Source organism: Methylocaldum sp. RMAD-M, assembly GCF_017832375.1.
Classification (GTDB): Bacteria; Pseudomonadota; Gammaproteobacteria; order Methylococcales; family Methylococcaceae; genus Methylocaldum.
In genome coordinates this window covers 99,536-122,888 of the sequence record NZ_JAFIBZ010000001.1, presented here as the reverse complement: position 1 = coordinate 122,888, position 23,353 = coordinate 99,536, and the positions used below count along the sequence as shown (strand labels likewise).

Here is a 23,353-nt window from a genome sequence, read left to right as displayed (position 1 = left end):
CAGCCGCCTTTTGCTTGTCCCCGCCCCAAACTTGTCACAAAAATGAGGAACTACCGTAAATAAATTGTTCTCGAATTGAAAGGATTCACCTTTGAGGAAGGAGGGAATCATGAAGACGTTAAGGAATAACGAGCAGGGAACGAGCAGAGCGAAGAAGTATCTCCGTTCAGGCTTGTCGATCGCCCTGCCGTTGATGGGGATCTGGTCGCAGACGGCGCTTGCGCAATTGACCTGCGGCATCACGCAGCTCACCGACGGGAACACGTTCGGAGCCATCGTCCAGCAAAACAATGCGTCCATCAGCGCCGACGGCAGCCGCATCGCCTTTCATCTCGACGCGGACCTGACGGGAGGCAATGCTGACCGCAATTTCGAGCTCTTCCTGTTCGATACCAATACGAATACCGTCACCCAGATTACCAATACGACGAGCGGATCAGCGCCGGCCAACCATGCTCCCTCTCTGAACGCGGACGGTACCCGTATCGCCTTCGAGTCGACCGCGGATTTGACCGGGCAGAACCCGGAGCTGAACAGAGAGATCTTTGTGTTCGACGCCACGGCTGGCGCCTTCACGCAGCTCACCGAAAACGCCGGAATCGGCCAGGCGTATCTGCCATCCATCAACGGCGACGGCAGCCGTATCGCTTTCGAATCCAACGCGAATCCGACCGGTCAGAACCCCAACGGCAACTTCGAAATAGACCTGGTCGACACGGCGGCCAATAGCACCACTCAGATCACCAACTCCCCCGCCAGGGCCGGCAGCTTCAATGCGTCGATCAGCGCAAACGGCACCCGCATCGCCTTCGAATCCGATGAGGACCTGACCGGCGGGAATCCCGACTTCAACCGGGAGATATTCCTGTTCGACACAGCGACCAACGCCACGACGCAGCTCACCAACTCCATCGCAAGCGCGGCCGGAATCGGCAACTTCGCTCCATCCATCAATGCCGACGGTACCCGCATTGCCTTTCACTCCAACCAGGACCTGACGGGCGGCAACACCGACGGCAACGACGAGATCTTCCTGTTCGACGCGACCGCAGGCGTACTCACGCAGATCACCTATTCCACCGAGGGCGACCCTCTCCTCGAGAACTACTCCGCATCGATTAGTGGCGACGGCGCCCGTATCGCCTTTGTGTCCGGCCGGGATTTAACCGGGACCAACCCCGACGGCAGTCTCGAAATCGTCTTATTCGATATCACTACCGGCGACTTTACGCCGGTCACCGATGCCGCGGCGGGCAGCAGTATCAGTCCTTCGATCAGTTTCGACGGGAGACGCATCGCCTTCGTGTCGAGGTCCGACCTGACCGGGGGCAATAGCGACAACTTCGATGAAATATTCCTGGCCGACTGTGTAGAACCCGCGGAAACGCCACTCGATGACGGCTTTGCAGACGGCGGGAGCAATGCCGAATCGATGAGTACGACTTTCTTATCTCGAGGCCGGTGATCATCGGCGGGGATTCCGTCTCCGGGACTATCAAACGTACGCTCACGGGAGATGCGTCGAGGGGCATCTTGAGCGATTAAGAACCGCGCAGGATGGGTAGAACACTGCGTTCCCGGCTTGCCGCCATTTCAACAAGAACCTGCAACGATTCCGCCCGACTCGTGATCTAAGGGTGACAAACCGGGTGCAGACGCTTCGGCGACTTTGCGCTCGGAACTGGACATTTGTTCCGCCATAAGCGCATTCAAAGGAGGGATTACCATGCAAATGCAAGTGCCGAAAATCGATCGAGTGCTGGTGGGCGAAGCCTTGGTGGGAGAAGGCAAAGAGGTCGCGCATATCGATCTGATCATGGGACCGCGTGGCAGTAATGCGGAGACCGCATTCTGCATCGCTTTGACCAATCAGAAACGGGGCGACAATGCGCTGCTGGCGCTGGTCGCTCCCAATCTCATGGCCAAACCCCACACGGTGTTGTTCAACAAAGTCGAAATCAAGAACGAGAAGCAGGCGACCCAGATGTTCGGGCCGGCGCAGCGCGGCATTGCCAAGGCCGTGGTGGACAGCGTCAGGGACGGCATCATCCCGATGGATGAAGCCGAGAACACGTTCATCTGTGTCGGCGTCTTCATCCATTGGGAAGCCGACGACGACGACAAGATTCAGGACTGGAATTACGAGGCGACCAAACTGTCGATCAAGCGCGCCATCGAAGGATCGCCCACGCCGGCCGAAGTCATCGCACAGGAGGAAGTGGCGCATCATCCGCTGGCGGCGCACGATTAAGGAAAGGCAAGGGTTAGGGCGCCATTACATAGGATGCGCTGACGAAGGAAGGATCGCGACTAAAGCAACCGTTTGCGATTGGAAGGGACCGACTAAAGGTCCGTTTGCGATTGGAAGGGTCGCGACTAAAGCGACCGTTTGCGATTGGAAGGGCAGCTCTGATGCTCCCAGAGATGCCATTTGCGATTGGAAGTGCATCGTTCGCGATTGATGCGCTTCCTTCGTCAGCGCATCCTATAAGTCGTAGGCTCCAGGCCTCGAATGCCGAATGGAAGAAGAAAGGCAGCGTCGGAGCTACGCAATTAGAGGACGGTTTGCTGCTCGCCCCAGCGGGGTCCTTTCCTCTTCTCCGATAAATTCGGGACCGGGCGGCCGTGATCCTCGGACCATCGGCGCCCGGCCGCTTCCAGCATCGGATTTCCGCAGTGGACGAAATCCGCGGCCATCCGCGGATTCCCCAGCAAGCTCAAAGCATCGATAAGCCGGTCCTCGGTTCCGGACTCGCCTTTTTCGATCTGTTCGCCGTAGGTTTCGGCCAGCGAAGCGACACCCTTGATTCTTGCGGAGATCGCATCCGCCGCGCGCGAGTCCTTGGCCTTCCGGAGCGCTGCTGCGGCTCCGTGGCGAATTCGCCAATCCGGATTTTCCAATGCGGCTATCAAGGGGACGGTCGCACCGGGCCCTATCGTCAGCAACGCTTCCCTGACCGCCCGCCGAAACTCGCTGTCGTCGTCCGTAAATCCCGCTATCAGGGAGTCGACAGCCGGCCGGCCGATGTTTGCCAGGGCGTCCGTCACCCCGGACCGGACGCCCGGATCGTTGTTCCGCAGCGCCGCTACCAGAGCCTCCGCTGCGGACGGACCGATCGCCGCCAGCGCTTCCGTAAGCTTTGCCCGGAACCCCACTTCGCTGTCCTTGAGCGCTGCGATCAAGGATTCGACTGCCCGAGCGTCGTTCAAGCGTCCGAGCGCGACCGCGGCATCCCACTGGACCGAGGGTTCGGCGTCTTTCAAGGCTTCCGCCAGCGGTTCCACCGCGCGGGGGTCGCGAAGATTCCCGAGCGACTCCACGGCTTCGCGGCGAACCTGAGCGTCGCTGTCGAACAAAGCCCCGATCAGCGGTTCCACCGCCGAAGGATCTTTGATTTCTCCGAGCGCCTTCGCCGCTCCCCATCGGACCGAAGGCTCGCTGTCCTTGAGAGCATTGACGAGAAGCTCGACCGCCGCCCCGTCCATCTCTCCCAGCGCCACGGCAACCGCCCATCGAACCGCCGAGTCGTCGTCCCTCAAGCTGCCGATCAGCGGCTCGACCGCCCTCGGATCTTTGAGCTCGCCCAATGCCTCCGCGGCTTTCCGCCGAACCTCCGGGTTATCGTCGCGCAAGGCGGCAACGACCGAATCGAAGACCTGCGGATCGCCCGTTTCGCCCAGCTTCTCTACGGCCTCGCGGCGGACGACCGAATTGTCCTTTTTGGCGGCATCGATCAAAGCACCCACGGGCTGGGAATCCTCCGCCGCCATCCCGGCGGAAACGAACCCCCAGAAGAGCAACGTCAGCCGAACTATTCCTTGTGCCGCGCTCATGTCTCCACCGGAAAACGGAGTTATGGCAAAGCCCGACGCCAGTAGGCTCGGTGCAGGCTGAGACGCCGGTTGAGAAACAAGGGCAGCTTCCGGTGCAAGGAACTTCCCATTTTGAAGCCCAGCCACTTGAGGCCGGTCCGCAGCAGGGCGGACGGGATCAGCCAAGGTGCATTTCTTAAGAGATAGCGAAGTTCCGACAGGACGTAGCGCCGACCTTCGCCGGCCGCTTTTCCGAAGGTTTGCTGCAACCAAGGGGTGCGGGCGTGAAACACGCCGATATCGAAATAGCGCTTGAATTCGTCCGCGTAGGAATAATCATGCGAATGGTGGACTTGGGCTTCCGCGCGGTAGGCGATTTTCCAGCCCGACAGCAGCATTTTTCCGGCGACGAAGGTGTCTTCGTTCATGACGGTGTCAGTGGGAAACCCGCCCACCTCGAATAGAGCACTGCGCCGGTAAGCGGCAAACGAATTGGATATGAACGCGGTCTTGATGCCGAGCCGGCGGCGATCATCGAAGCTTCGCACCTGACTCTGCGGCGGGTAATTGAAAAGACGAGCATGGGCGCCGATCGGCCTGGAATCCCGATGAGGAAGCTGCCGTCCGTATGCAGCCCCGACCCGTTCGTCCGCAAAAGCTTCCAGAAGGCGCTCGATGGCATCGGGGCCGGCGAGCAAGGCATCCTGGGTCAGAAAGACGATGATCTCGGCTTCCGGCAAAAGGCCGATTCCGAACTGGCGGGTTCCGCCATGGTTGAAATCGGCCTTGGCGATGACATGCACGTCGAAACCGTGGGAACGCGCCAGGACAGCCGTGTCGTCGCTGGACGAAGAGTCTATGACCAGGCGGCAATCCGGCTTTCGGGTTTGTCGATCGAACGCGGCGAGCCAGGTTTTCCAGAGGCCGCCTGCATTCAGGGTTGGAACAATCAGGCCGATCTTGGTCATGAGAAAACTCCGAGTAATGCGAATGAATACGGTCTAGTGCCGGGAAAACGGCCGGGTATGGGAGCCTGTCCTGAAACCGGCCTAATTCCAGTCGGCATTCGAGTGAACATTGCGTAGGCCGCTCGGCGGGTTACGGCCTCGCGGCCTAACCCGCCCTACCAACATGAATGCCTTATTGAAAGCGATTTGGAATAAGAGCTTATTCCGGCCTGCAAAGGGCTATTTCCTGAGACGAAGCGGTCGTATTGAAGCCCTTTAGCACCCGCCAGACCTGCTCGCCAAGCTTTACCGGATCGAGATGCGTCTCGACGTACCGTCTAGCGTTTTTCGACATCCGTTCCCAGTCCGTTCGGCTCAACGACTGCGCCCGGCGCAGGATTTCGCATGCCGAATCTTCGCTGCGGTCGAAGATGAAGCCGGCGGCTATGGCTTCGACATGATCCCAAGCCAAGCCTCTGGCGACCAGGACCGGCCGTCCAGCGGCCATGGCTTCGGCCACCACGTTGCCGAAGTTCTCGCGCATGCCGCCGGTTTCCTCGAGGCCGGACGGAAGCGCGAGATAATGGCTGTCCGCCAGCAGCGCCGCGACCTCGGCCTGTCCGAGATAACCTCGATAACGGATGGCCCCGCCGGCCTGCTCGACCAGAGCCTGAAATTCCTTGAAATAAGCCCCGTCCACGCTGCGTCCGGCGACCACTAGGCGGTCGGCTTCGCGCCGGGTCCTGAGCCAGGCTCGGATGAACGCGTTGATGCCTTTTTCCTGCTGAATGTGGCCGAGAAAACAGATCTGTATGCCTTCTCCCTCGGGATAATCCGCAACCTTCACAGGCCGGCTGTCGATGCCGTTCGGAACCAGCAGGATGCGGGCATCCTCGCCGAGGACATTCCTGATCCCTTCCGCTTCGGTCTCGCTGGTGCAATGAATGGCGATCGCTCGCCGTAACGTGGGAAACGTGAGCCATCTATAGAACAGCCACTTGTGCGGTTTCCGCCGGCGGATCAGGGCGACGTGCTCGGGCATCAGACCACCGTGCACCGCAACCATGAAACGGCGTCTCAGCAGCACGCAGAAGATGGCCGCAAGCGTGGACGGCCAGGTGGCGATGCCATGGATATAGACGACCGGCGCCTTGACGCACAATCCGAACAGCTTGGGGATGGCGCCGAGCCCGAACCCCCAGCGCTTGAACCCATAAGACCGGTACAGACCGACCTCCACCGTATCGCCCAATCGCACGTCCGACGGTTCCAGCCGGCGGTCGATCGATTCGCTGGAGGATACCAGCGAAATCTTGAGCCCCGACTCCGCCCATGCCTTGGTCAAGACCGCGGCCGTTACCGATACTCCGCCATAACCTTTGGCGGGAGGAATGTGCGTCGAAACGACCCCTACATCCATCACATTATCCATGGCCGTATCTCCCATATGCGCAAAAGCCCCGCCATACGCCGATCAAATTGTTATAGGAATAAACGAACCTTTTCCGATTCATCAATACCGCGGCCACCATCATTTTTATCACGGGTGCGACAAACATTTTTCTCGCAATGTAATACAGCATCGACAAATCATATTCGTTCGTGAACTTCCGGATATAGGCGCCGACCCCTGCGGAATACAAAAGCATCCTGTCCGTGCCGACTTTATAATTGTCCTTATCGGCATGATATATCTTTATGTCCGGGTCATAAAAAGCCTTGTTTCCGGCGCGCAGCAACCGGTAAAGCAACTCGAATCCTTCGGCGCCTGGATATTTGCCCCCTATTCCGAACTCGTGATCCAGATAAAACTCGCTCCGATCCATCCTTTTCAGGTTGAAAAAGTGGGTAAACTCGACGCCCATCATGTAGAACTGGGAGAAATATCTGGGCCATTTTGAATTGACGCCTATACTGAACCGGGTTTCCGAAAAATCGTAAGAACCGGCCGATAAAATGGCGATGTTCGGTTTATCCCGGAATTCCTCGACCACTTTTTTCAGAACGTCTTTTTCATAAACGCAATCGTCGTCGGGAAATGCGATGATATCCCCTTGCGCAAAGCGGATGCCGTAATCTCTGGCTCTCGAATTTCCCTTGAAGTCCACTTTTATGTGATTTACCGGAAAGCGGGTCTTGCAGGATGCGATGACGGAATCTATTTTTCCGTCTCTGTTTTGGTCGATGACAATCAGCTCGAAATCTCGATAAGTCTGATTCTGCAATGAATTCAAGAAATAAATCAGTTCTATATCCCTTCCAAGCGTCGCTAGAATAAGTGAGCACTTCATAGCAAATACCTCCTCCTTTATTCAAGGATGACTTTCGAGCAAGGCGTCACGCCCTCCGAAGAAACCGGTTTCCGATTGGCGTCCGCCTTTGCTTGCAGGTATATGGTGGCCTCATACCAGGTGAACATCAGAGCGAACTCCAGCCCTGCGGCGCCGTCCAAAAAACCCCGCCGCAGTACGAAGTGATACAGAAATCTGGCGAATATCCTGAATACCGAGCGCCCGAGCCAAACGCTCAAGCGGCCGCGCGCCGTCATCACGGCTCCCGCGGTGGGATGCAGCCTCACTTCCTGCGCCGCTTTGCCGACATGCTTGTGCATCCATTCGATGATTTCGCCGTGATAGAAATAATGGTCGTAAGGAATGGGCGAATACGAAATACGGCAAGTATCGAGCACGGCCTCGCCATGACCGGTATGATTGGTAACGAATTTTGCGGTATCCCTGCGCACCAGTCTCGGATGATAAATCGGGTAACCCGGAGCGTAATCGAGCCGTTTCCCGCGCAGATAAAGAATCGACGGCGCCATCACGACATCGATCGAATCCGAGGCGGCGATCTGCGATTCGAACCAGTTATAGAACCTAGCCGGATAAATCTCGTCCGCGTCGACGAATAAAACCCAGCGGCTTCGGATATTGCAGCGCTGCAGCGCGAAGTTGCGCTGCTCCGCGAAGCCCGGCCAGGGATTTTCGTAAACCGTGCAGCCGCGCTCTTTCGCGATCGAAATCGTCCGGTCGGTACTCCCGGAGTCCACGATCACGACGGGGTATCGGTTGGGTATCCCGTCCAGGCAACGGGGGAGATTGTCTTCCTCGTTCTTGGTCAAAATCACGATGGTCAGCATACGATTATTCATTTCATCTCTTCCGTTGAACCAGCTACGATTTGACGGCGTATACGCTGATATACGTGCCCATTCCCAGCGAATTGACAACTTGCGAAAACGGCTTTTGCAGGTTTATCACCAGGGATTCCAGAAAAGACGACAACATCTGTCCGGCTTTGATGCGTTTTGCCAGTGCCTTCGGTTGAATTCTGGTTGTCTGTTCCATTTTCACCACCTTAAGTCCGTTATGTTCGAGCAGTAATCTCAAACCTTTTTCCGTAAAGTAATTGACATGTTCCGGCACCCATAAACAGGCATTATCCTGAGTACCGAGCAGTTTCACGTTAAACGATTCGAAATTGGGCACGGCACAAGCCAGAACACCGCCCGGCGCCAATAGTCCGGATACTTTCCTGATCGCCTGTTCCGGTCCCAAAAGGTGCTCCAGCACCTGCGACATCATGACTACCCCATAAGGTTCTGAATCCTGAAAGGAGTCGAACATGAGAGGTATCGGCTCGTCCCCGTTGAGCTCCTTGAAAACGGCATTTTCATATCTGCCGGGATTGATGCTGACGGTGCGATAACCTTCTCTTCTGAGGGCCTGCGTGTAGAATCCGAAACCCGAACCGATATCCAGCGCTCGTTTGTTTCCCGAACCGTTATACCGATCCGCATTGCGCGCCATGCGTGCGGCGTCGACCGTGATGTTGGGGAATTTCGCCTCGCGCGCGAGGATGTCCGCGACCGTCACCGGTTCGGTAAGCGCTTGGCCCGAGTATTGGTAAATGGTTTTCAGCCAATCCGCATGAGGCGGCCGATTCAGAAAACCGGTACCGCAATCGGAGCAGCGCCAGATATGAAAGGTCTCGACGCTGCTGTCCAGGGTGTACTGGTAACGCTTCCTTCGCCAAAAGCGTAGATTCTCGCTGCCGCAGGCAACGCATTCCCGCAGAATGTCTCCGTATATGGCGGAACCCGTCGATGCCAGCACCGCATCGCTCTCGTCCCAGGCGATATCAGAGAAAAAATACAGAGGTACGGGCATTTACCTAACTCCTATGGAATACGAGGTTGTGAAGAAACCTACTGCGCGGCCCGCCTCCACTCCTGCGATGCTCAACGTACTCCAATGTACGCCTGCGCTTGTCATGCCGCACGTTCCCTGTGCGGCACCCTCCGGGGGCGGCACTGCCGTGCAAATCGGCTGTCGTGCCGATTTGTCGGCGCGGAGGCGGGCCGCTCGCTACGGTTTTTCACAACTTCTGGGTTGAAATCAATTTCGAAAGGCGAATCTTCCAGATTCGGATCATCCGCTCCGTTCAACAACTCGTAGCCTCGGGCTCCGGATACAAGCCCTCCCGCCGAGCCGCGCCCATCATCCGCCAAGGCCTCGCCAGCATGGCCATGACGAAGGCCTCGATGCCGAAATAAACGGGAGCGGCCATGGCCGCGCCAATCAGACCGTATTTCTGAATCATTAAGGGTATGGCGACGGCGGCGGCGATGGCCCCGCACAAACGGCCGACCAGCAAGGGCCGCGTCCGCTTGACCGCCAGCAGAGGTTGCGAGGCCACCATCCCCAAGGCTTGCAGCGCGCAACCGGCCCCGATGATGGGCATCAGTACGGCCGCGGAGTGATAGCTCCCCGCCAGCAGCAAGCCGGCCACCCAGTCTTTCAGCACCACCAGGGCCACGACGCCCGCTATGCCCATGGCGGCCACGCAACTCAGCCAAATCCAGAAGATCTTGAACGCCTGCTCTTTCCGGCCCGCCGAGAAATGCTGGAAGTACACCGGCTGAAAAGTGCGCAACAGCACGATGGCGCTACGGTTGAACGCCTCGTTGGTCAGGGTGTATGCGGCCGCGTAGATGCCGACATCCGCCGCCGTCATCAAATAGCCGACGATATACCGGTCGCCCAGGCCGCTGAACCAGGACAACAGTTCCATCGGAATCAGCGGCACCGCATAAGCCCTGACGTCCCGTTTGAGGTTCCCCAGAACTGCCGAACGATGCCGGATCCTTTTGCTCCGTTTGGGCCTGTGAACGAACGACCAGACCGTATTTGAGGCGATACTGGCAAAGGCATAACCCAAAAGCACCCAGGCGGCGTTCGGCCCCCAGTACCACACCAACAGAATGGCGAACAGCGGCCGCAGAATGCCGTCGCTGGTCTGCCAAAGGCTGGCTTCGCGCTGCCGGCGTTCGCCGATCAACAATTGGAATCCTATTTCCCGGCGCACGGTAGCTAAAAAAAGCAGGGCAGCGACCCCGAACAACCAGGGATCCAACCCGGTCATCTGGCTGTACGCCGCCCCTCCGAACGCCAGAAAAAACACGGCGACTGTGCTTGAACGCGCGGCCAGACCGCGGACGACCCGGTGCAACGCCGACCGCTTGCCTGGTTCCAGGCACTCCGGCAGCAGACGCATTCCCGCACAGATAAACGGATAGGCAAATATGCCGACGCCGAGCGCCACGATGCCGGTCAGCAAGGCGACCTGGCCGTAAACCTCGGGCGAAACCAATTCGGTGATGATCCGGGTGCCCAAAAGAAGCACCACGCCCGACCCAACCTGGCCGAGCAATGCCCAAGAGGCGTCTCCGAAGATTCGCCGTCCCGACGAGGGTTTAACGGATTTGTTCGCCATAGCCGCGGTAACTCGCCGCCGTCGCCCGCGACGGCTGTAAATTCGGCGCACGCGCGGTTCCCACGACCGCGCCCCACAGGAACATCAGCATCGCATTCTGGGGAAAATACTCCCAAAGATTGAATGGCAAACCCGCCACGACAATGAAGGTCATCGCCAATCCCTTTTGTGGATAACCGGACATTTTGGCGGACATCCAGACGAACACCAGATAAGCCAAGAGGCCGATCAAGCCGTACCCGTTGAGCAGAAAAAGATACAGGCTGTCAGAATCGAACTGCCCCGGAAAATGTTCGGCGCCGAACAAAACGTTGATGGTGTTGGAACCTAGCCCGAGCCCCCAGCCGAACAGAAGATCCGGCATGTCATTGATATTGTTGCTCAGCATTCTTTGCCACAGCGCGATGCGGCCGTCCTGCGTGGGATCGGCATCGTCCCGGCCGCTCAGCAGCGGACTCGAAGCCAACAGCAGTGCACCAACCGCGAGCGCCGGCGCGGGCAGAACCAGGGCCCAGCGGTCGCGGGGACGGACCTTCGAAAAGAACTGAAAGAAAAGAACCAGGAAGGAACTGAGCAGCGCCGTCCGAGAGCCGCTCAGCAAGGCCAGGAAGGTGGTCGCGTACATCCATTTCCGGACGTTTGGGGCTTCGGCCAGCGCAAAGAAAAGTGTGCAGGTCGACATCGCCGCGCCGAACAGATTGGGACTGACGAAAGTGCCGAACGGACGGCCGCCGCCCAGAATCGACACGCCGACCAGAGGCGGCGCCCACAGCGCCTGGGCAATGGCCAACACGCCTTGCAGGACGATGTAATAGCGAAGATAAGACGTGAACTTCAGGATCACCGTCTCGGCCGCGCCCAGCCGCGCCGTCATGAAGCCGATCAGCGCCAGCGGCAGGTATTCGAACACGCGAAGCCCCGACATCGGCACCACCAGCGGCAAATCCAGAAACAGCGCGTAGGCGACCTCGAACAGCGCATAGCTCGCGACCACCGCGAGAAAAGCGAACATCGAACCGGTCGCCGCGCCGTTCCAGAACCGCCGTTCCAGCGCCGCATAGCCGACCACGACCACCAGCATCACTTCGCGCAAGATGCGCAACCCGAAGTCCTGCTCTCCGTAAACCTCCTTGACCCCGTTCCACGCCGATTCGACCTGAGGCAGCGAGGCAAGAGCCGACACGCTCACCAGAGCGATCAGAAGTACGGGTAGGTCTTTTTCGAGTCGGATTTTCATCGTTTATAAAGTTTCTTGGCTGTTTGCAGTGCCAACCAAAGCTCTCTTTAATGGTGCCGCTAATGCGGCGGGTTATTTGGATGCGGGTCTCGCCCCGCCGGCGAGATACTTTTCTTTGTGCGGCCAAAGAAAAGTACCCAAAAGAAAGGCCGCCCGAATGGCGCCCTTAATCCTGCGCTTCTCGCCTCGGACCGGGGGCGACCGAAGGGCCATCCCTGTCCCTCGGTCGCCGCGCGCGATCCCTCGCGCGCCCTTTCAGGCTGTTCCGGTCCGAGGCTCCGATGCTCGGGGTCGCCATACGGGAAGGAGACCGAAATCCTTTTTATCGAACAATGGTCAATCCCGAAACAGGCTACTGTGAGGCGATCGCCGATCTCGCCAGTGGAGTGTGGATAGAGTTGTTTAAGCGGACAAAGACGTGTGTTTTCCTCCCGTTTGCCGCGCCGAGCACCGGAGCTTTCGGCGGGAATAACCCGTAAGGGGCGCAGAATGGATTCTGCGCGGCGATCGAGGGCCAAGGATGGCCCTTCGATCGCCTCTCGCCGAAAGCGAGGAGCACAGGATTCAAGCGGCAACCGGGCGGCCTTTTCTTTGGCTACTTTCTTTTGGCCGAGCAAAAGACCAATTCGCCAGGAGCGAATTGGGACAGCGGAACGCTGGCCCGAAGGGCGAAGTCCACGGACGGACTTCGCAGCGTAGTCCGCGTGCGGGGCGACACCCCGCTTTAAAACAAATCCCCGCCGAAGGCGAACATCTACGTGCTTGCCCAACATCAACCAGCTTCCTCACACTAGAAAAAACCAAAATCCTTTTAAACCGCCTTCGGATACGCATACCCGTAATACGGGTAATACGACGACCCTTCTTTCATGTCGTTCATGATGAAGCCGTTCGGCTTGATGCCCACGTGCTGGAAGCGACGGAAGCTGACCTCCAGTTCCTGCGCGGTGTAGCGTCCTTCCTTGACCACCAGGAAGGTGGCGTCGGCGTGTTTGCCGATGATGGCGGCGTCGGTGGCGCCCAGGATCGGCGGCGAGTCGATCACGATGTGGTTGTAGAAGGCTTTCAGGTCCTCCAGGATCGCGTCCAGGCCGCCGAGCACCAGCAATTCCGCGGGGTTCGACACGTTCCGCCCCTTCGAGATGAAATCCACTCCCACCTCGGGAAGGCTGGTGATCGTCTCGGCCAGAGAAGCCGTACCGGCAAGGAGATCCGAGAGCCCCTGCTCTTTCTGAACGGAAAAGGCTTCATGCAGCCGACCGTTGCGGAGGTCGGCGTCGATGATCAGCACCCGCTTCCGGATGCTGGCCAACAGCGCAGCCAGATTCGAACTGACGAAAGACTTACCCATGCCGGGCGCGGGACTGCTGATCATGATGATCTTGCTTTCGCCGCTGGCGAGCGTGGCTTCCAGAGTCGTCCGCAGGGCGCGCAGCGATTCGACCGAAATGTCGTGGGGCGCCTGGCTGGCCAGCACCGCCGGTTGATCCTGATCGACCAATCTCGCCAGACGCTTTTGCTTCTTGCTGTGCGGTATCGCCGCGTAAAGGGGAATCCCGACCCGGTATTCCAGCAGTGCCGGGTAATTGTCGTGACGCTGCAGCGAATTGCGCAGGAATACGATCGCCGCCCCCAAGGTCATGCCCAGCACCGTGGCTATGGCGATAAGGAGCATCGGCTTAGGCCAGTGCGGTTTTTCCGGGATAACGGCAAAATCGACGATACGGGAATTGCCGATCGATCCCGCGGCGGCCACGCGCTGTTCCTGGGCGCTGTTCAGCAGCGAGGTATACAGCTCGGTATTGACCTGCACGTCGCGCGACAGGCTCACCATGTTTTGCTGCGTGCGCGGCAGCTCCTTGATCCGCTTGTTGAGGTCCGCCAGCTTGCGCTCGACCCGGCCGATCTGGGCCTTGGTCGCCATCATGTCGGGGTGCGCGTCCGTAAGGCGCTGGGTCTGTTCCTCGTACTTTTGTCTGAGCTGGATGCCCAGGGTTTCCATTTCCGCCGCCTGCTTCAAGAGCACCTCGGCCTCGGCGGAGATGTCGACCGCGCCGTGTTGCTGCCGGTATGCGCTCAATGCCTGCTCCGCCCGTTCCAGGCGCTCCTTCACGACAGGCAACTGGCTTTCGAGGAAGGCCAATTTTTGCCCGGCTTCCGCCGATTCCCAGTTCACCGTCGCATTTACATAGGTCGTGGCGATGTCGTTGACCGATTTGGCGAGCTGCTCAGGCTCGCGCCCCTTGAGTTCGACGTTGAGAATATCCGTATCCTTGGAGGCTTCCTTGACGGTGAACGCCTTCTTCAGTTTTTCGATGGCCGTCAGTCGGCTTTCCCGGGTCAGATCGAAATAAGTGCCGGGATGGGCCTTGAGTTCCGAAACCTTGATCACGACCGGTACGGCTTCGCCCACATCGATCTCGACGCTGTCGCCTACCCGTCCCTCGCCCACCGGTTCTCCCTTGGGGTCGAGCAGTTGAAAGCGCCCGCCGTCCAGAGCGATCAGGGTGAAGTCTTTTCCCAGATACCGATCGGGAACGGTGAACTCGGCGACCTTGATCCTCTCGCCGCCGAAGGCCCAGCGGTTGAAGCCCCACCAGGCGCCGGCCACGCCGTCGTGCGGATCGTGCCAGCGCGCGAGCGTCTCGCCGATCAGAGGAAGATACCTGGGCGTGACCTCCACCGTCAGATTCAGACCGTCGACGACCTTGCCGAGAACCGAACGGGATCTCAGGATTTCGACCTCCCGCTGCGCCCTCGGATTTTCGGCCTCGGCCGGAGACTTGCTGGCCTCGCTGCGGAGCGGGGCCGTGAGCAGTGCCTTGTTCTTGTCGATCCGCAACAGGGCATCCGCCTTGTACGTGCGGGGCGCGAAGATCAGATAGACCACCGTCACCGTCAATATCGAAAGCAATATCAGAAGGATGGTTTTCTTGCCTTCGAGCAACAGATCGACATAGTCCCTGATGCTGACGCTCGGCTCCTCGATCCGCGACAGGTTCGGCGGCGGGAGCAGGCTAATCTCGTTATGTCCGTGCATATTCATGACTCAATCCACATATCGATTCGGTTGAAAGAGACTGAAGTCCATTCGTATCTTCGAAGCCATTTGCCGGGAACAACAAACGCCCCTTCGATTTCACGCCGGCCAGGCTTATCTCGGTCTACGAACCGTCAGTTGTAGGTCGGCAACCCTTTGCCGACGAAGGTGCCGGTAGTATCCATTAGCGTCGGGAAAGGATTCCCGACCTACTGCGGGTTCTGCTTCGGGAGAGAAGTCGAAAGACGAAGCGCTTCCGGCAACCGGGCTAGAACCCATAAAACGCCCCTCGGGTCATGACCTGGCTAAAGGACGACGGCAGCAACTGGTTGAGTACCCTCGACCACTGGGTGACACCGGCCGTACCCACGAAAACGATGTCGTGCGGCTGCAGCGAAAATTGTTCGGCCAGAATCATGGCATCGGGCGATTCCCCGTCGAGCTGAAAAATTTCCGGCTTGGTCTGTCCGGCCCGAATGACGTAAATCTCCTCCGTGTTGGAAGTATTGAAGTCGACTCCGTTGGATTCCGACAAAGCCTGCGCGAGCGTCATTTTGCCCTTGTGGATTTGCAGCGCCTGCTGCCGCCCCACTTCGCCGGTGACGAAGACCTTGCTGTGGTAGCGATCGGGTACGTTCAGCACGTCGCCGTCCATCAGTTGCAAGTTCTGGCCGTTATTGCCCTGTTCATAAAGGGCTTGGAGGTTGATCGGATAGAGCTTTTCCCCGCGCGACAAGGTCACGTGACTCAAATCCGCCTCCGCCGTCACGCCGCCCGCGCGACTGATGGCTTCCGCGACATTGAGCGGCGTATCCACCATCGACTGGACCCCCGGATGTTTCACCTCGCCGACCACGGCAACTTTGTGGGCCTCGAACGAGAGCACGCGGACATCGAGCTTGACCTTCTTGAAATATTTGGAAAGCCCCTCGCTCAACAGATCCCTGATTTCGGACACGGTTTTGTCCGCCACGTGAACGGTGCCGACATAGGGGTAGAAAATCGTGCCGTCATCTTGAACGACCTTGCCCGCCAGTTCGGGCAGAATCTTCTCTCCGCCCGGATCGTTGAGCTCGGGGTGATCCCAAACCGTGATCTGCAATCGGTCGTGCGGCCCGACCCGGTACGGCCCCGCCCCCGCTTCCGAGCTCGGCAGGGTGAGCTTGCTGGCGTCTTGCAGTCTTGCGTTTTCCCGCTCGATGATCAAATCGGCGGTGATCGGCACGATCTTGACCTTCTCCTTGACCAGCTTGCCGTCCTTCATGACCGGCACGGTCGCGTCCGAGATATCGCTGCCCCGCTTCATATCCATGCCGGGGGTCAGCGAACAGCCGGGGAGAAAAACGGACAGCCACAGCGCCAGAATCCCGGCCAGCGCCCCCGGCTTCCCGACCAACGAATTCGAAAATGACGATGCAATCATGGATGCTTACCCCTTTCCCGCAAGGCCCACATCAATAGGCGTTCTTGTTGACGAAGCCGGATACGACGGTTCTCATGGCGATCTCCAGATCGAACCAGACCGACCAGTTCTGGATGTAATAAAGATCGTGCTCGATGCGCTTGTTCAGGTCGGTGTCGCCGCGCCAGCCGTTCACTTGCGCCCAGCCGGTGATGCCGGCCTTCACCATGTGCTTCTTCATGTAGTTCGGCACCTGATCCTTGAACACTTCCACGAAATCCGGGCGCTCGGGCCGCGGGCCCACCAGAGACATGTCGCCCTTGAGCACGTTGATGAGCTGCGGCAGTTCGTCCAGGCTGCTCTTGCGCAGGAAGGCCCCGAACGGCGTGGCGCGGTTTTCGCCGGGCTTGGCCCAGACCGGACCGGTTTTCGACTCCGCGTTCACCGGCATGGACCGGAACTTCAGCATGACGAACGACCGATTGTTCCAGCCTACCCGCTCCTGGCGATAGAACACCGGACCCGGCGAGCTGAGCTTCACCCCGACGGCGATGAGCAGCATCACGGGGCTCGCCAGAATCAGGAGGATCAGCGCCAACAGGCGGTCTTCGATTTCCTTGATGTAGCGGTTGATGCCGTGCAACGGCGACACCGAAATATCGAGCGTCGGGATGCCGGCGACTTCGTTCAGATTCAGGAACTTGCTCATCTTGAAAGCGAAGCAGTCGATCACCAGCCGGATGCTGACCGGCAAATGACGCAGTTCGTGAAGCACCTGTTCCGCGCGCGACTCGCCCTTGAACGGAAACGCGACCCAGACTTCGTCGATGGCTTCGCGCGTCACCAGGGACGCCAGATCCTTGAGCCCGCCGAGCCGAGGCAGGGAAACATCTCCGGCCAGCCCTCTGGGATTGGCGCGGTCGTCGACATAACCGATCACCTGCAAACCGGCCCACGGCGATTCGTTCAACTGCCGGCTCGCGGCGATCGCCATCTCGTTCAGCCCGACCATCACGATCCGGCCTTGCTGCCAGCCGCGGGCGCGCAATATCCGGAGCACGCGCGAAAGCACCGCTCGCGAGAGAACGACGAACAGAAAGCCCAGCACACCCCAGGTCGCGATCCAGCGATAGCTGGAACCAAGCCACACATGCAAGCGGACCAGGGCGACGATGGATACGACCGAGATCAAGGTGAATAGCCAGGCTCGCAGGATGCGGACCAGTTCCCCCCGCATCGCGTCGTTACGCCACGGGCGATAAATCTGCCCGATCTCGAAGAAAATGATGGCTCCCAGAATGCCGAGAGCGATCACGACCCTATGGTCCTGATCGATGACCGGCTTCTGATGCCAGAAATAAAAGGCGACCCAAGCAGCGGCCAGCAGCATCGCGATGTCCAGAAATCTCAACAACACGATCACTGTGTGCCCATACTGTTTGTAAAGTCCTCTGAATACGATTCCAAAACCGAGTGGCATGTTCGTGAACCTCTTGTTATTCCTCGCGACATCGAGAAGGCTGCCGAGTACGGAGACAGAGACAGCCTTCGAGCATTAGCCTACGGGAGCAAGATGAGCGAACTGCCGAGGGAAAAATTAAAATCAGATGAGGATTGGATTATTTTTGGAGGAGAGTTCTTAGAGCAGTTTCCACTCGCACGGAAGGATTGACTGCAAATGGCCTGTTAGAGTGTTTTTCACCGCCGTTCAGCGGCGAGGATCGGGAAATTCGTAGGTCGGCAATCCTTTGCCGACACACCGAGTTGGCGAAGGGCTTTGTCGGAAGGGCAGCTCTGGCGCTCCCAGAGATGCCGTTTGCGATTGGAAGGGTCGCGACTAAAGCGACCGTTTGCGATTGGAAGGGGCCGATTAAGTACATTCAGGGAAGTCTTGCGGCATAGGCAACCTGCAGGACAACCCCGCCAATCAAGCCAACCTGTCGAGATTCCGCAAATATTTGCGGAATGTACTTAAAGCGTTTTCCATCCCGGTGTACGGATTCGTTCCGGGAGGGGAGAACGTAGGTCGGCAATCCCTTGCCGACAAAGCCCTTCGCCGAGCCGATACGTCGGCAAGGGATTGCCGACCTACAAATCCGAATCCCTTACACCGATTCGGAAAACGCTCTAAACGCCCGTTTGCGATTGGAAAAGGATTGTCGACCTACTGCTGCGCGGCGCTTTGCTTCGGAACGTTGATCTCCGGATGCAGCAGATCGATGAAAGGAGCCGGGTAAACCCCCAGACCGAAAATCAGGAGAAGCAATATCGCCAGCACCAGATGCGCCCCGACCGGCCGGGCCTCCGGTCTCGCTTGCAGCGCGGCCGGCGCTTGGGCCATTTGAAAGACGATGCGGATGTAATAGTAGAGCCCCAGTCCACTGCCGATGATGAGCGCGCCCAGCAACATCCAGAGCGCCCCATGACTTCCGGCGGTGAACAAATAGAACTTGCCGATGAATCCGGCGGTCAGCGGTATGCCGGCCAGAGAGAGGAGCGCCACGCTGAACACGGTCGCGAGCCAGGGACGAGTCCAGAACAGGCCGGTATAATCGTCCAACTCCTCCGCTTCGCGATCGGCCGGACTCATCACCGTCACCACGCCGAATGCCGCCAGCGTCATGGCGAAATAAGCGGCGAGATAAACCAACAGCGCCTCGGCCGCCAAGTTTCCGCCAACGACGTTCGCCGCGACCGGCGCCACCAGCAGATAGCCCATGTGACCTATCGAAGAATAGGCCAGAATGCGCTTGACATTGTTCTGCCGCAAGGCGAGAAAATTGCCCACCAGCATGGAAACCACGGCGATCAAGGCCAGAAGTACGCTCACCACCGGAACGCGAAAAACGCCGCTTTCCAGTCCGTAGCGCAGCAGCAGGATAAAAACCGAGCCCTTGGAAACCGTGGCGAGCAGGGCCGTGATCGGCGCCGGCGCCCCTTGATAGACGTCGGCGGTCCACAGATGAAAGGGCACCAGCGATAGTTTGAAACCCACGGCCACCAGGATCAGGATAGTTCCGATGACGGAAGGAAAGGTTCCGGGCCTCCCGCCCAAGACCGCGAACTCCATGGTGCCCGTCTCGGCGTAGACCAAGGCCATGCCGAACAGCAGGAAGGCCGAGGCTACGCCGGACAGCACGAGATATTTGATGCCCGCTTCCAACGCCCGGTTTTCGCGCAGCGGATAGGCGATGAGCGCGAACAGCGACACGCTGAGGATCTCGAGCCCCAGGAAGAACGACGCAAAATGATGGGCGGCCGCCAGAACTCCGGCACCCAGCAGCGCCGTCAGAATCAGCAGATATACTTCTTCCTGGTGGCCCTCGCGAACGCGGAAATACTCCCAGCACAGCACCGCCGCGACCAGGCCCGCGGCGTAGGCCATGACGGTAAAGACCAGGGCGTAGCGATCCACCAGCACGAGCGGCGTGATCAGCCTCGGCACGAGATCCGAAACCAGCGGGACCGTGATCAGCGAGATCAGAATGCCGGCGACCGTCAGGAGGAAGGCGAGACGATGATTGCGGTGTACGGCGATGGCCAGCATCACGATCACCGCCACGGCCGACAGCACGATCAAAGGCAAAAGCGCGAGAAGATCGGTTGCGGTGATCATGGCTCTCCCCGATCCGCCAAACGCTCGCCCGGCGGTTGCGAATCATTCGGCTGGGCGACGCCCTCTCCCCAGCCTCTCAAACTATTCTTCAGCCACGTATCGGAGACGTCCAGCATGGACTGCGGATACATCCCGATCCAAACCGTCGCCACGATCAGAAAACCCATCAGGGCCAATTCGCGCGCGCCGAAATCGCGGATTCGATGAATCTCCCGCGTTTCGCCGTGGAAAGCCCGTTGAATCAGAATCAGCGAATAAACCGGCGCTATGATCAAACCCAAGGCCGCGGCTGCCGTCATGGCGGCATCCACCCGGTAAGCGCCCAGCAGCACCAGGAACTCGCCGATGAAATTGCCGAGCCCAGGCATGCCGAGCGCAGCCACGGAAAAGAACAATCCGATGGCCGCCATGCGCGGCACGTCGGTCCATAACCCGCCCATCCGATTCATGTCGCGGGTATGGATGCGCTCCTGCACCGCGCCGGCCAGGACGAACAGGGCGGCCGACGAAATGCCGTGGGCCAGCAAGGTAATCACCACTCCTTGCAGCGCCAGCGCATTCCAGGCAAACAGCCCGACCAGCACGAACCCCATGTGGCTGACACTGCTGTAAGCGACCAGTCGCTTCATGTCCGACTGCGCGAAAGCGAGCATGCCGCCATAAAGAATGCCGGCCACGCCCAATCCCATCGCGATGGGGGAAAAATCGGCAACGGTTTCGGGAAACAGCGGGATCACGAAACGCAGCAAGCCATAGGCGCCGGTTTTCAGCATCACCCCCGCCAGAATGACGCTGCCCCCGGTCGGCGCCTGGGTGTGCGCGTCCGGCAGCCAGGTATGGAACGGCACGCCCGGCAGCTTTACGGTGAAGGCGATGAAGAATCCCAGCATCAGCCACCAGGCGGTATTGAGCTCGAGACTCGTCTGCAAGAGGTCGAAGTAGTCGAAGGTATAAACGCCGGCATCTCGTTGATGGATGATCACCAGAACCACCATGGCCAGCAACATCAAGAGTCCCGAGACCTGGGTGAACAAAAAGAACTTGATCGCCGCGTAAGCCCGGTTCTCGTGTCCCCACAGCGCGATCAGGAAATACATGGGTACGATCATGATTTCCCAGAACACGAAGAACAGAAACAGATCCAGCGCGAGGAACACGCCTAGCACGCCGGCCAGCGTCCACAGGAGATTGAAGTGGAAAAACCCCACCCGCTCCCGGATCTCGGTCCAGGACGCCGCCACGGCCATGAGACCGAGAAAAACCGTCAAGGCGACCAGCAACAGACTGACGCCGTCCAGTCCGAGATGAAAGCTGATGCCGAAGCGGGGTATCCAGTGCAGGCGGAGATCGTCCAGCCAAACGCCGGCTTCGGGAAAGCCGCCGGCGAAATAAGGGACCAGCAACGCCCCGTCCACTATCAGCGTCACGAGGGCGATCCAGCGGGGGGCGTTCGTGCCGTAGCGCTCCGCCTGCCAGGCGAGCAGGCCGCCGACCGCCAGCACCAGAATCAGCGTCGCGAGCATCACGACAAAATCCCCAGCGCGATGGCCAACACGGTTCCCCCCGTGAACGCGGCGACATACCAGCGCAATTGTCCGGTTTGGGTGGCGGCGAACGCGCGATGCGCATACTGGCTGGCGGCCGCGATCCCCCGGTAGATATCGTCCGCGATATCGCTGCTATTGACGGCGGCCAGCCAGCGGAACGGGTTGACCAGCAGCTTTCCGTACAGCCAATCGAATCCCCAGCCGCTAAACCAGAAGCGGTGCAGCATATCGCCCCATCGGGTTTCCGTCAGGGCTTCGACCGGGTAGGTTCGGAGCAGATAGAGGAGAACCGCGATACCCACACCGACGAGCGGCGCCAGATCGGTGAAGATCCCGGCGATCAATCCCAACTCGCCCGGTTCGGATCTCGGAAACACCGAACCCAGCGGCATGGAAACAAATCCGCCCAGCAAGGCCAGTGCGCCCAGCAGGATGAGCGGGACACTCATGGCGAACCCGAGATGCTCCGAAGCCCGCTCGTTTTCCGGGCCGAAAAAGGCGATGAACACCAGCCGAAAGCTGTAGATGCCGGTCAACAGCGCCCCTAGCGTTCCGGCAGCCCAGAACCAGAAGCCGTTCTCCGCATGGAAGGCGGAAGCCAGGATCTCGTGCTTGCTGAAATAGCCCGAGGTGAACGGCAGAGCGGTCAGGGCGGCGCTGCCGATGACGAAGCTCCAAAACGCGATCGGCAGCCGTTTTCTGAGTCCTCCCATGCGGAAGATGTCGTGTTCGTGGTGATAGCTGTGAATCACCGCTCCGGCGGCGAGGAACAGGAGCGCCTTGAAATAGGCGTGGGTCGTCAGATGAAAAATCGCCGACGAGAACGCGGTCACCCCCAGCGCCAGAAACATGTAACCGATCTGGCTGATGGTGGAGTACGCCAGAATCCGTTTGATATCGCGCTGGGTCAGCGCGGTGAAACCCGCGATCAGCAGGGTGACGGCACCGATCACGGCGACCAATTGCAGCACTGCGGGCGCCAGTTCGAACAGGGTGTGGGTGCGGGCGATCAGATAAACCCCGGCGGTCACCATGGTCGCGGCGTGGATCAGGGCGCTGATCGGCGTCGGACCGGCCATGGCGTCGGGCAGCCAGGTTTGCAGCGGCAATTGGGCCGACTTGCCGACCGCGCCGCCCAATAGCAGCAGGGCGGCGAGCGCGGCCATACCGGAGCCGACCGGCCAGGCCGCGGAGGCTCTGTTCAAGAGTGCTTGAATATCCAGGGTGCCGAGCCGCGCGAACAGAAGAAACAGGCCTATCGCCATCGCCGTATCGCCTACCCTCGTCATCACGAAAGCCTTCCGGGCCGCCGCGCCGTTCTCCGGATTCTCGTACCAGAAGCCGATCAGAAGATAGCTGCACAGACCGACGCCCTCCCAGCCCAGGTACAACAGCACCAGGTTGTCCGCCAAGACCAGGACTAGCATGGCGAATACGAAAAGATTCATGTACGCGAAGAAACGGGCGTAGCCGGCATCGTCCGCCATGAAGCCGACCGAGTAGACATGGATGAGAAATCCGACGCCGGTCACCACGAACATCATGTTCAGCGACAAGGCGTCGAGATAAAGCGAGAAGCCGGATGCGAAATGGCCCACTCGCATCCAGGTCCACAGCGTCTGACAGTAGGGTTCGAGCGAGCCGCTCAAGAACTCGATGCCGACCAGCGCCGCGAGCACCGCCGACAACCCGACGGATCCGGCGCCGATCCAGGGCACCCAGCGCCTCGGCATATTCCCCTGACTCGCCACCAGAATCAGAAAACCGATCAATGGGAAAAGCGGAATAAGACCCAAGTAGTTCAGCACCCGTATTTCTCCTTGTTAGTTAAAGGGTTGTCCTGCTTCTATCGCTTTTCAGGGGAATGCCCCCGTCCCTCGGTTTCCTTGCGAGCGCATGTACCAATGTGGTGTACGCCCGAAGCTGCTGTAGGTCGGCAATCCTTTGCCGACGCAGGATTTGTCGGCAAAGGATTG

General features: G+C 59.2%; 16 protein-coding genes. 2 read left to right on the top strand and 14 right to left on the bottom strand.

Annotated features, from left to right (window positions below; genetic code table 11):
• Nucleotides 1-109: 109 nt before the first annotated feature.
• Both JOD69_RS00505 and fae read left to right on the top strand, forming a co-directional pair.
• On the top strand, nt 110-1,465 hold the full coding sequence (locus JOD69_RS00505; protein ID WP_086133643.1) for a PD40 domain-containing protein: 1,356 nt from the start codon (nt 110-112) through the stop codon (nt 1,463-1,465).
• 267 nt (nt 1,466-1,732) lie between these two features.
• A complete protein-coding gene (fae, locus tag JOD69_RS00500; RefSeq protein WP_077731765.1) occupies nt 1,733-2,251 on the top strand; it encodes a formaldehyde-activating enzyme in 519 nt (172 codons plus the stop codon).
• A gap of 302 nt (nt 2,252-2,553) precedes the next feature.
• Here the strand turns inward: fae and JOD69_RS00495 are convergent, their stop codons facing one another.
• The 14 genes from JOD69_RS00495 to nuoL all read right to left on the bottom strand — a co-directional run bounded on the left by JOD69_RS00495 (nt 2,554) and on the right by nuoL (nt 23,185).
• Nucleotides 2,554-3,834 carry a HEAT repeat domain-containing protein gene (locus JOD69_RS00495; RefSeq protein WP_086133644.1) on the bottom strand — a complete coding sequence of 427 codons (1,281 nt, stop codon included), beginning with the start codon at nt 3,832-3,834 and terminating at the stop codon, nt 2,554-2,556.
• Nucleotides 3,835-3,854: 20 nt separating this feature from the next.
• Nucleotides 3,855-4,781: a glycosyltransferase gene (locus JOD69_RS00490; protein ID WP_086133645.1), complete on the bottom strand. Its 927-nt coding sequence runs from the start codon at nt 4,779-4,781 to the stop codon at nt 3,855-3,857.
• A 199-nt stretch (nt 4,782-4,980) separates the two neighbouring features.
• Entirely contained in the window at nt 4,981-6,192 is a 1,212-nt protein-coding gene (locus JOD69_RS00485) for a glycosyltransferase family 4 protein (protein ID WP_240506848.1), read from the bottom strand.
• The gene (locus JOD69_RS00480; RefSeq protein WP_086133646.1) at nt 6,185-7,051 is read right to left on the bottom strand and encodes a glycosyltransferase family A protein; all 867 of its coding nucleotides are present in this window, start codon (nt 7,049-7,051) and stop codon (nt 6,185-6,187) included. Before JOD69_RS00480 ends, JOD69_RS00485 begins: the two co-directional genes overlap by 8 nt.
• A gap of 17 nt (nt 7,052-7,068) precedes the next feature.
• Nucleotides 7,069-7,911 (bottom strand): glycosyltransferase family 2 protein, encoded by an 843-nt coding sequence (locus tag JOD69_RS00475; protein WP_240506850.1) that lies wholly within the window; start codon nt 7,909-7,911, stop codon nt 7,069-7,071.
• A gap of 22 nt (nt 7,912-7,933) precedes the next feature.
• Nucleotides 7,934-8,929 (bottom strand): methyltransferase domain-containing protein, encoded by a 996-nt coding sequence (locus JOD69_RS00470; RefSeq protein WP_077731726.1) that lies wholly within the window; start codon nt 8,927-8,929, stop codon nt 7,934-7,936.
• A 274-nt stretch (nt 8,930-9,203) separates the two neighbouring features.
• Nucleotides 9,204-10,535: a lipopolysaccharide biosynthesis protein gene (locus JOD69_RS00465; RefSeq protein ID WP_077731727.1), complete on the bottom strand. Its 1,332-nt coding sequence runs from the start codon at nt 10,533-10,535 to the stop codon at nt 9,204-9,206.
• Nucleotides 10,516-11,772, bottom strand: coding sequence for an O-antigen ligase family protein (locus JOD69_RS00460; RefSeq protein ID WP_086133647.1), 1,257 nt, complete (start codon nt 11,770-11,772; stop codon nt 10,516-10,518). Before JOD69_RS00460 ends, JOD69_RS00465 begins: the two co-directional genes overlap by 20 nt.
• Before the next feature lie 811 nt (nt 11,773-12,583).
• Nucleotides 12,584-14,818 (bottom strand): polysaccharide biosynthesis tyrosine autokinase, encoded by a 2,235-nt coding sequence (locus JOD69_RS00455; RefSeq protein ID WP_240506852.1) that lies wholly within the window; start codon nt 14,816-14,818, stop codon nt 12,584-12,586.
• Nucleotides 14,819-15,080: 262 nt separating this feature from the next.
• Nucleotides 15,081-16,235 carry a polysaccharide biosynthesis/export family protein gene (locus JOD69_RS00450; protein WP_205780838.1) on the bottom strand — a complete coding sequence of 385 codons (1,155 nt, stop codon included), beginning with the start codon at nt 16,233-16,235 and terminating at the stop codon, nt 15,081-15,083.
• 31 nt (nt 16,236-16,266) lie between these two features.
• Nucleotides 16,267-17,694 (bottom strand): undecaprenyl-phosphate glucose phosphotransferase, encoded by a 1,428-nt coding sequence (locus JOD69_RS00445; protein ID WP_077731729.1) that lies wholly within the window; start codon nt 17,692-17,694, stop codon nt 16,267-16,269.
• A 684-nt stretch (nt 17,695-18,378) separates the two neighbouring features.
• Nucleotides 18,379-19,830, bottom strand: a complete 1,452-nt coding sequence (locus JOD69_RS00440) for an NADH-quinone oxidoreductase subunit N (RefSeq protein ID WP_240506853.1) — start codon at nt 19,828-19,830, stop codon at nt 18,379-18,381.
• Entirely contained in the window at nt 19,827-21,353 is a 1,527-nt protein-coding gene (gene nuoM / locus JOD69_RS00435) for an NADH-quinone oxidoreductase subunit M (protein WP_240506859.1), read from the bottom strand. Before nuoM ends, JOD69_RS00440 begins: the two co-directional genes overlap by 4 nt.
• Entirely contained in the window at nt 21,353-23,185 is a 1,833-nt protein-coding gene (gene nuoL, locus JOD69_RS00430; RefSeq protein WP_086133649.1) for an NADH-quinone oxidoreductase subunit L, read from the bottom strand. The genes nuoM and nuoL overlap by 1 nt, the downstream gene beginning before the upstream one ends.
• Nucleotides 23,186-23,353 lie beyond the last annotated feature (168 nt).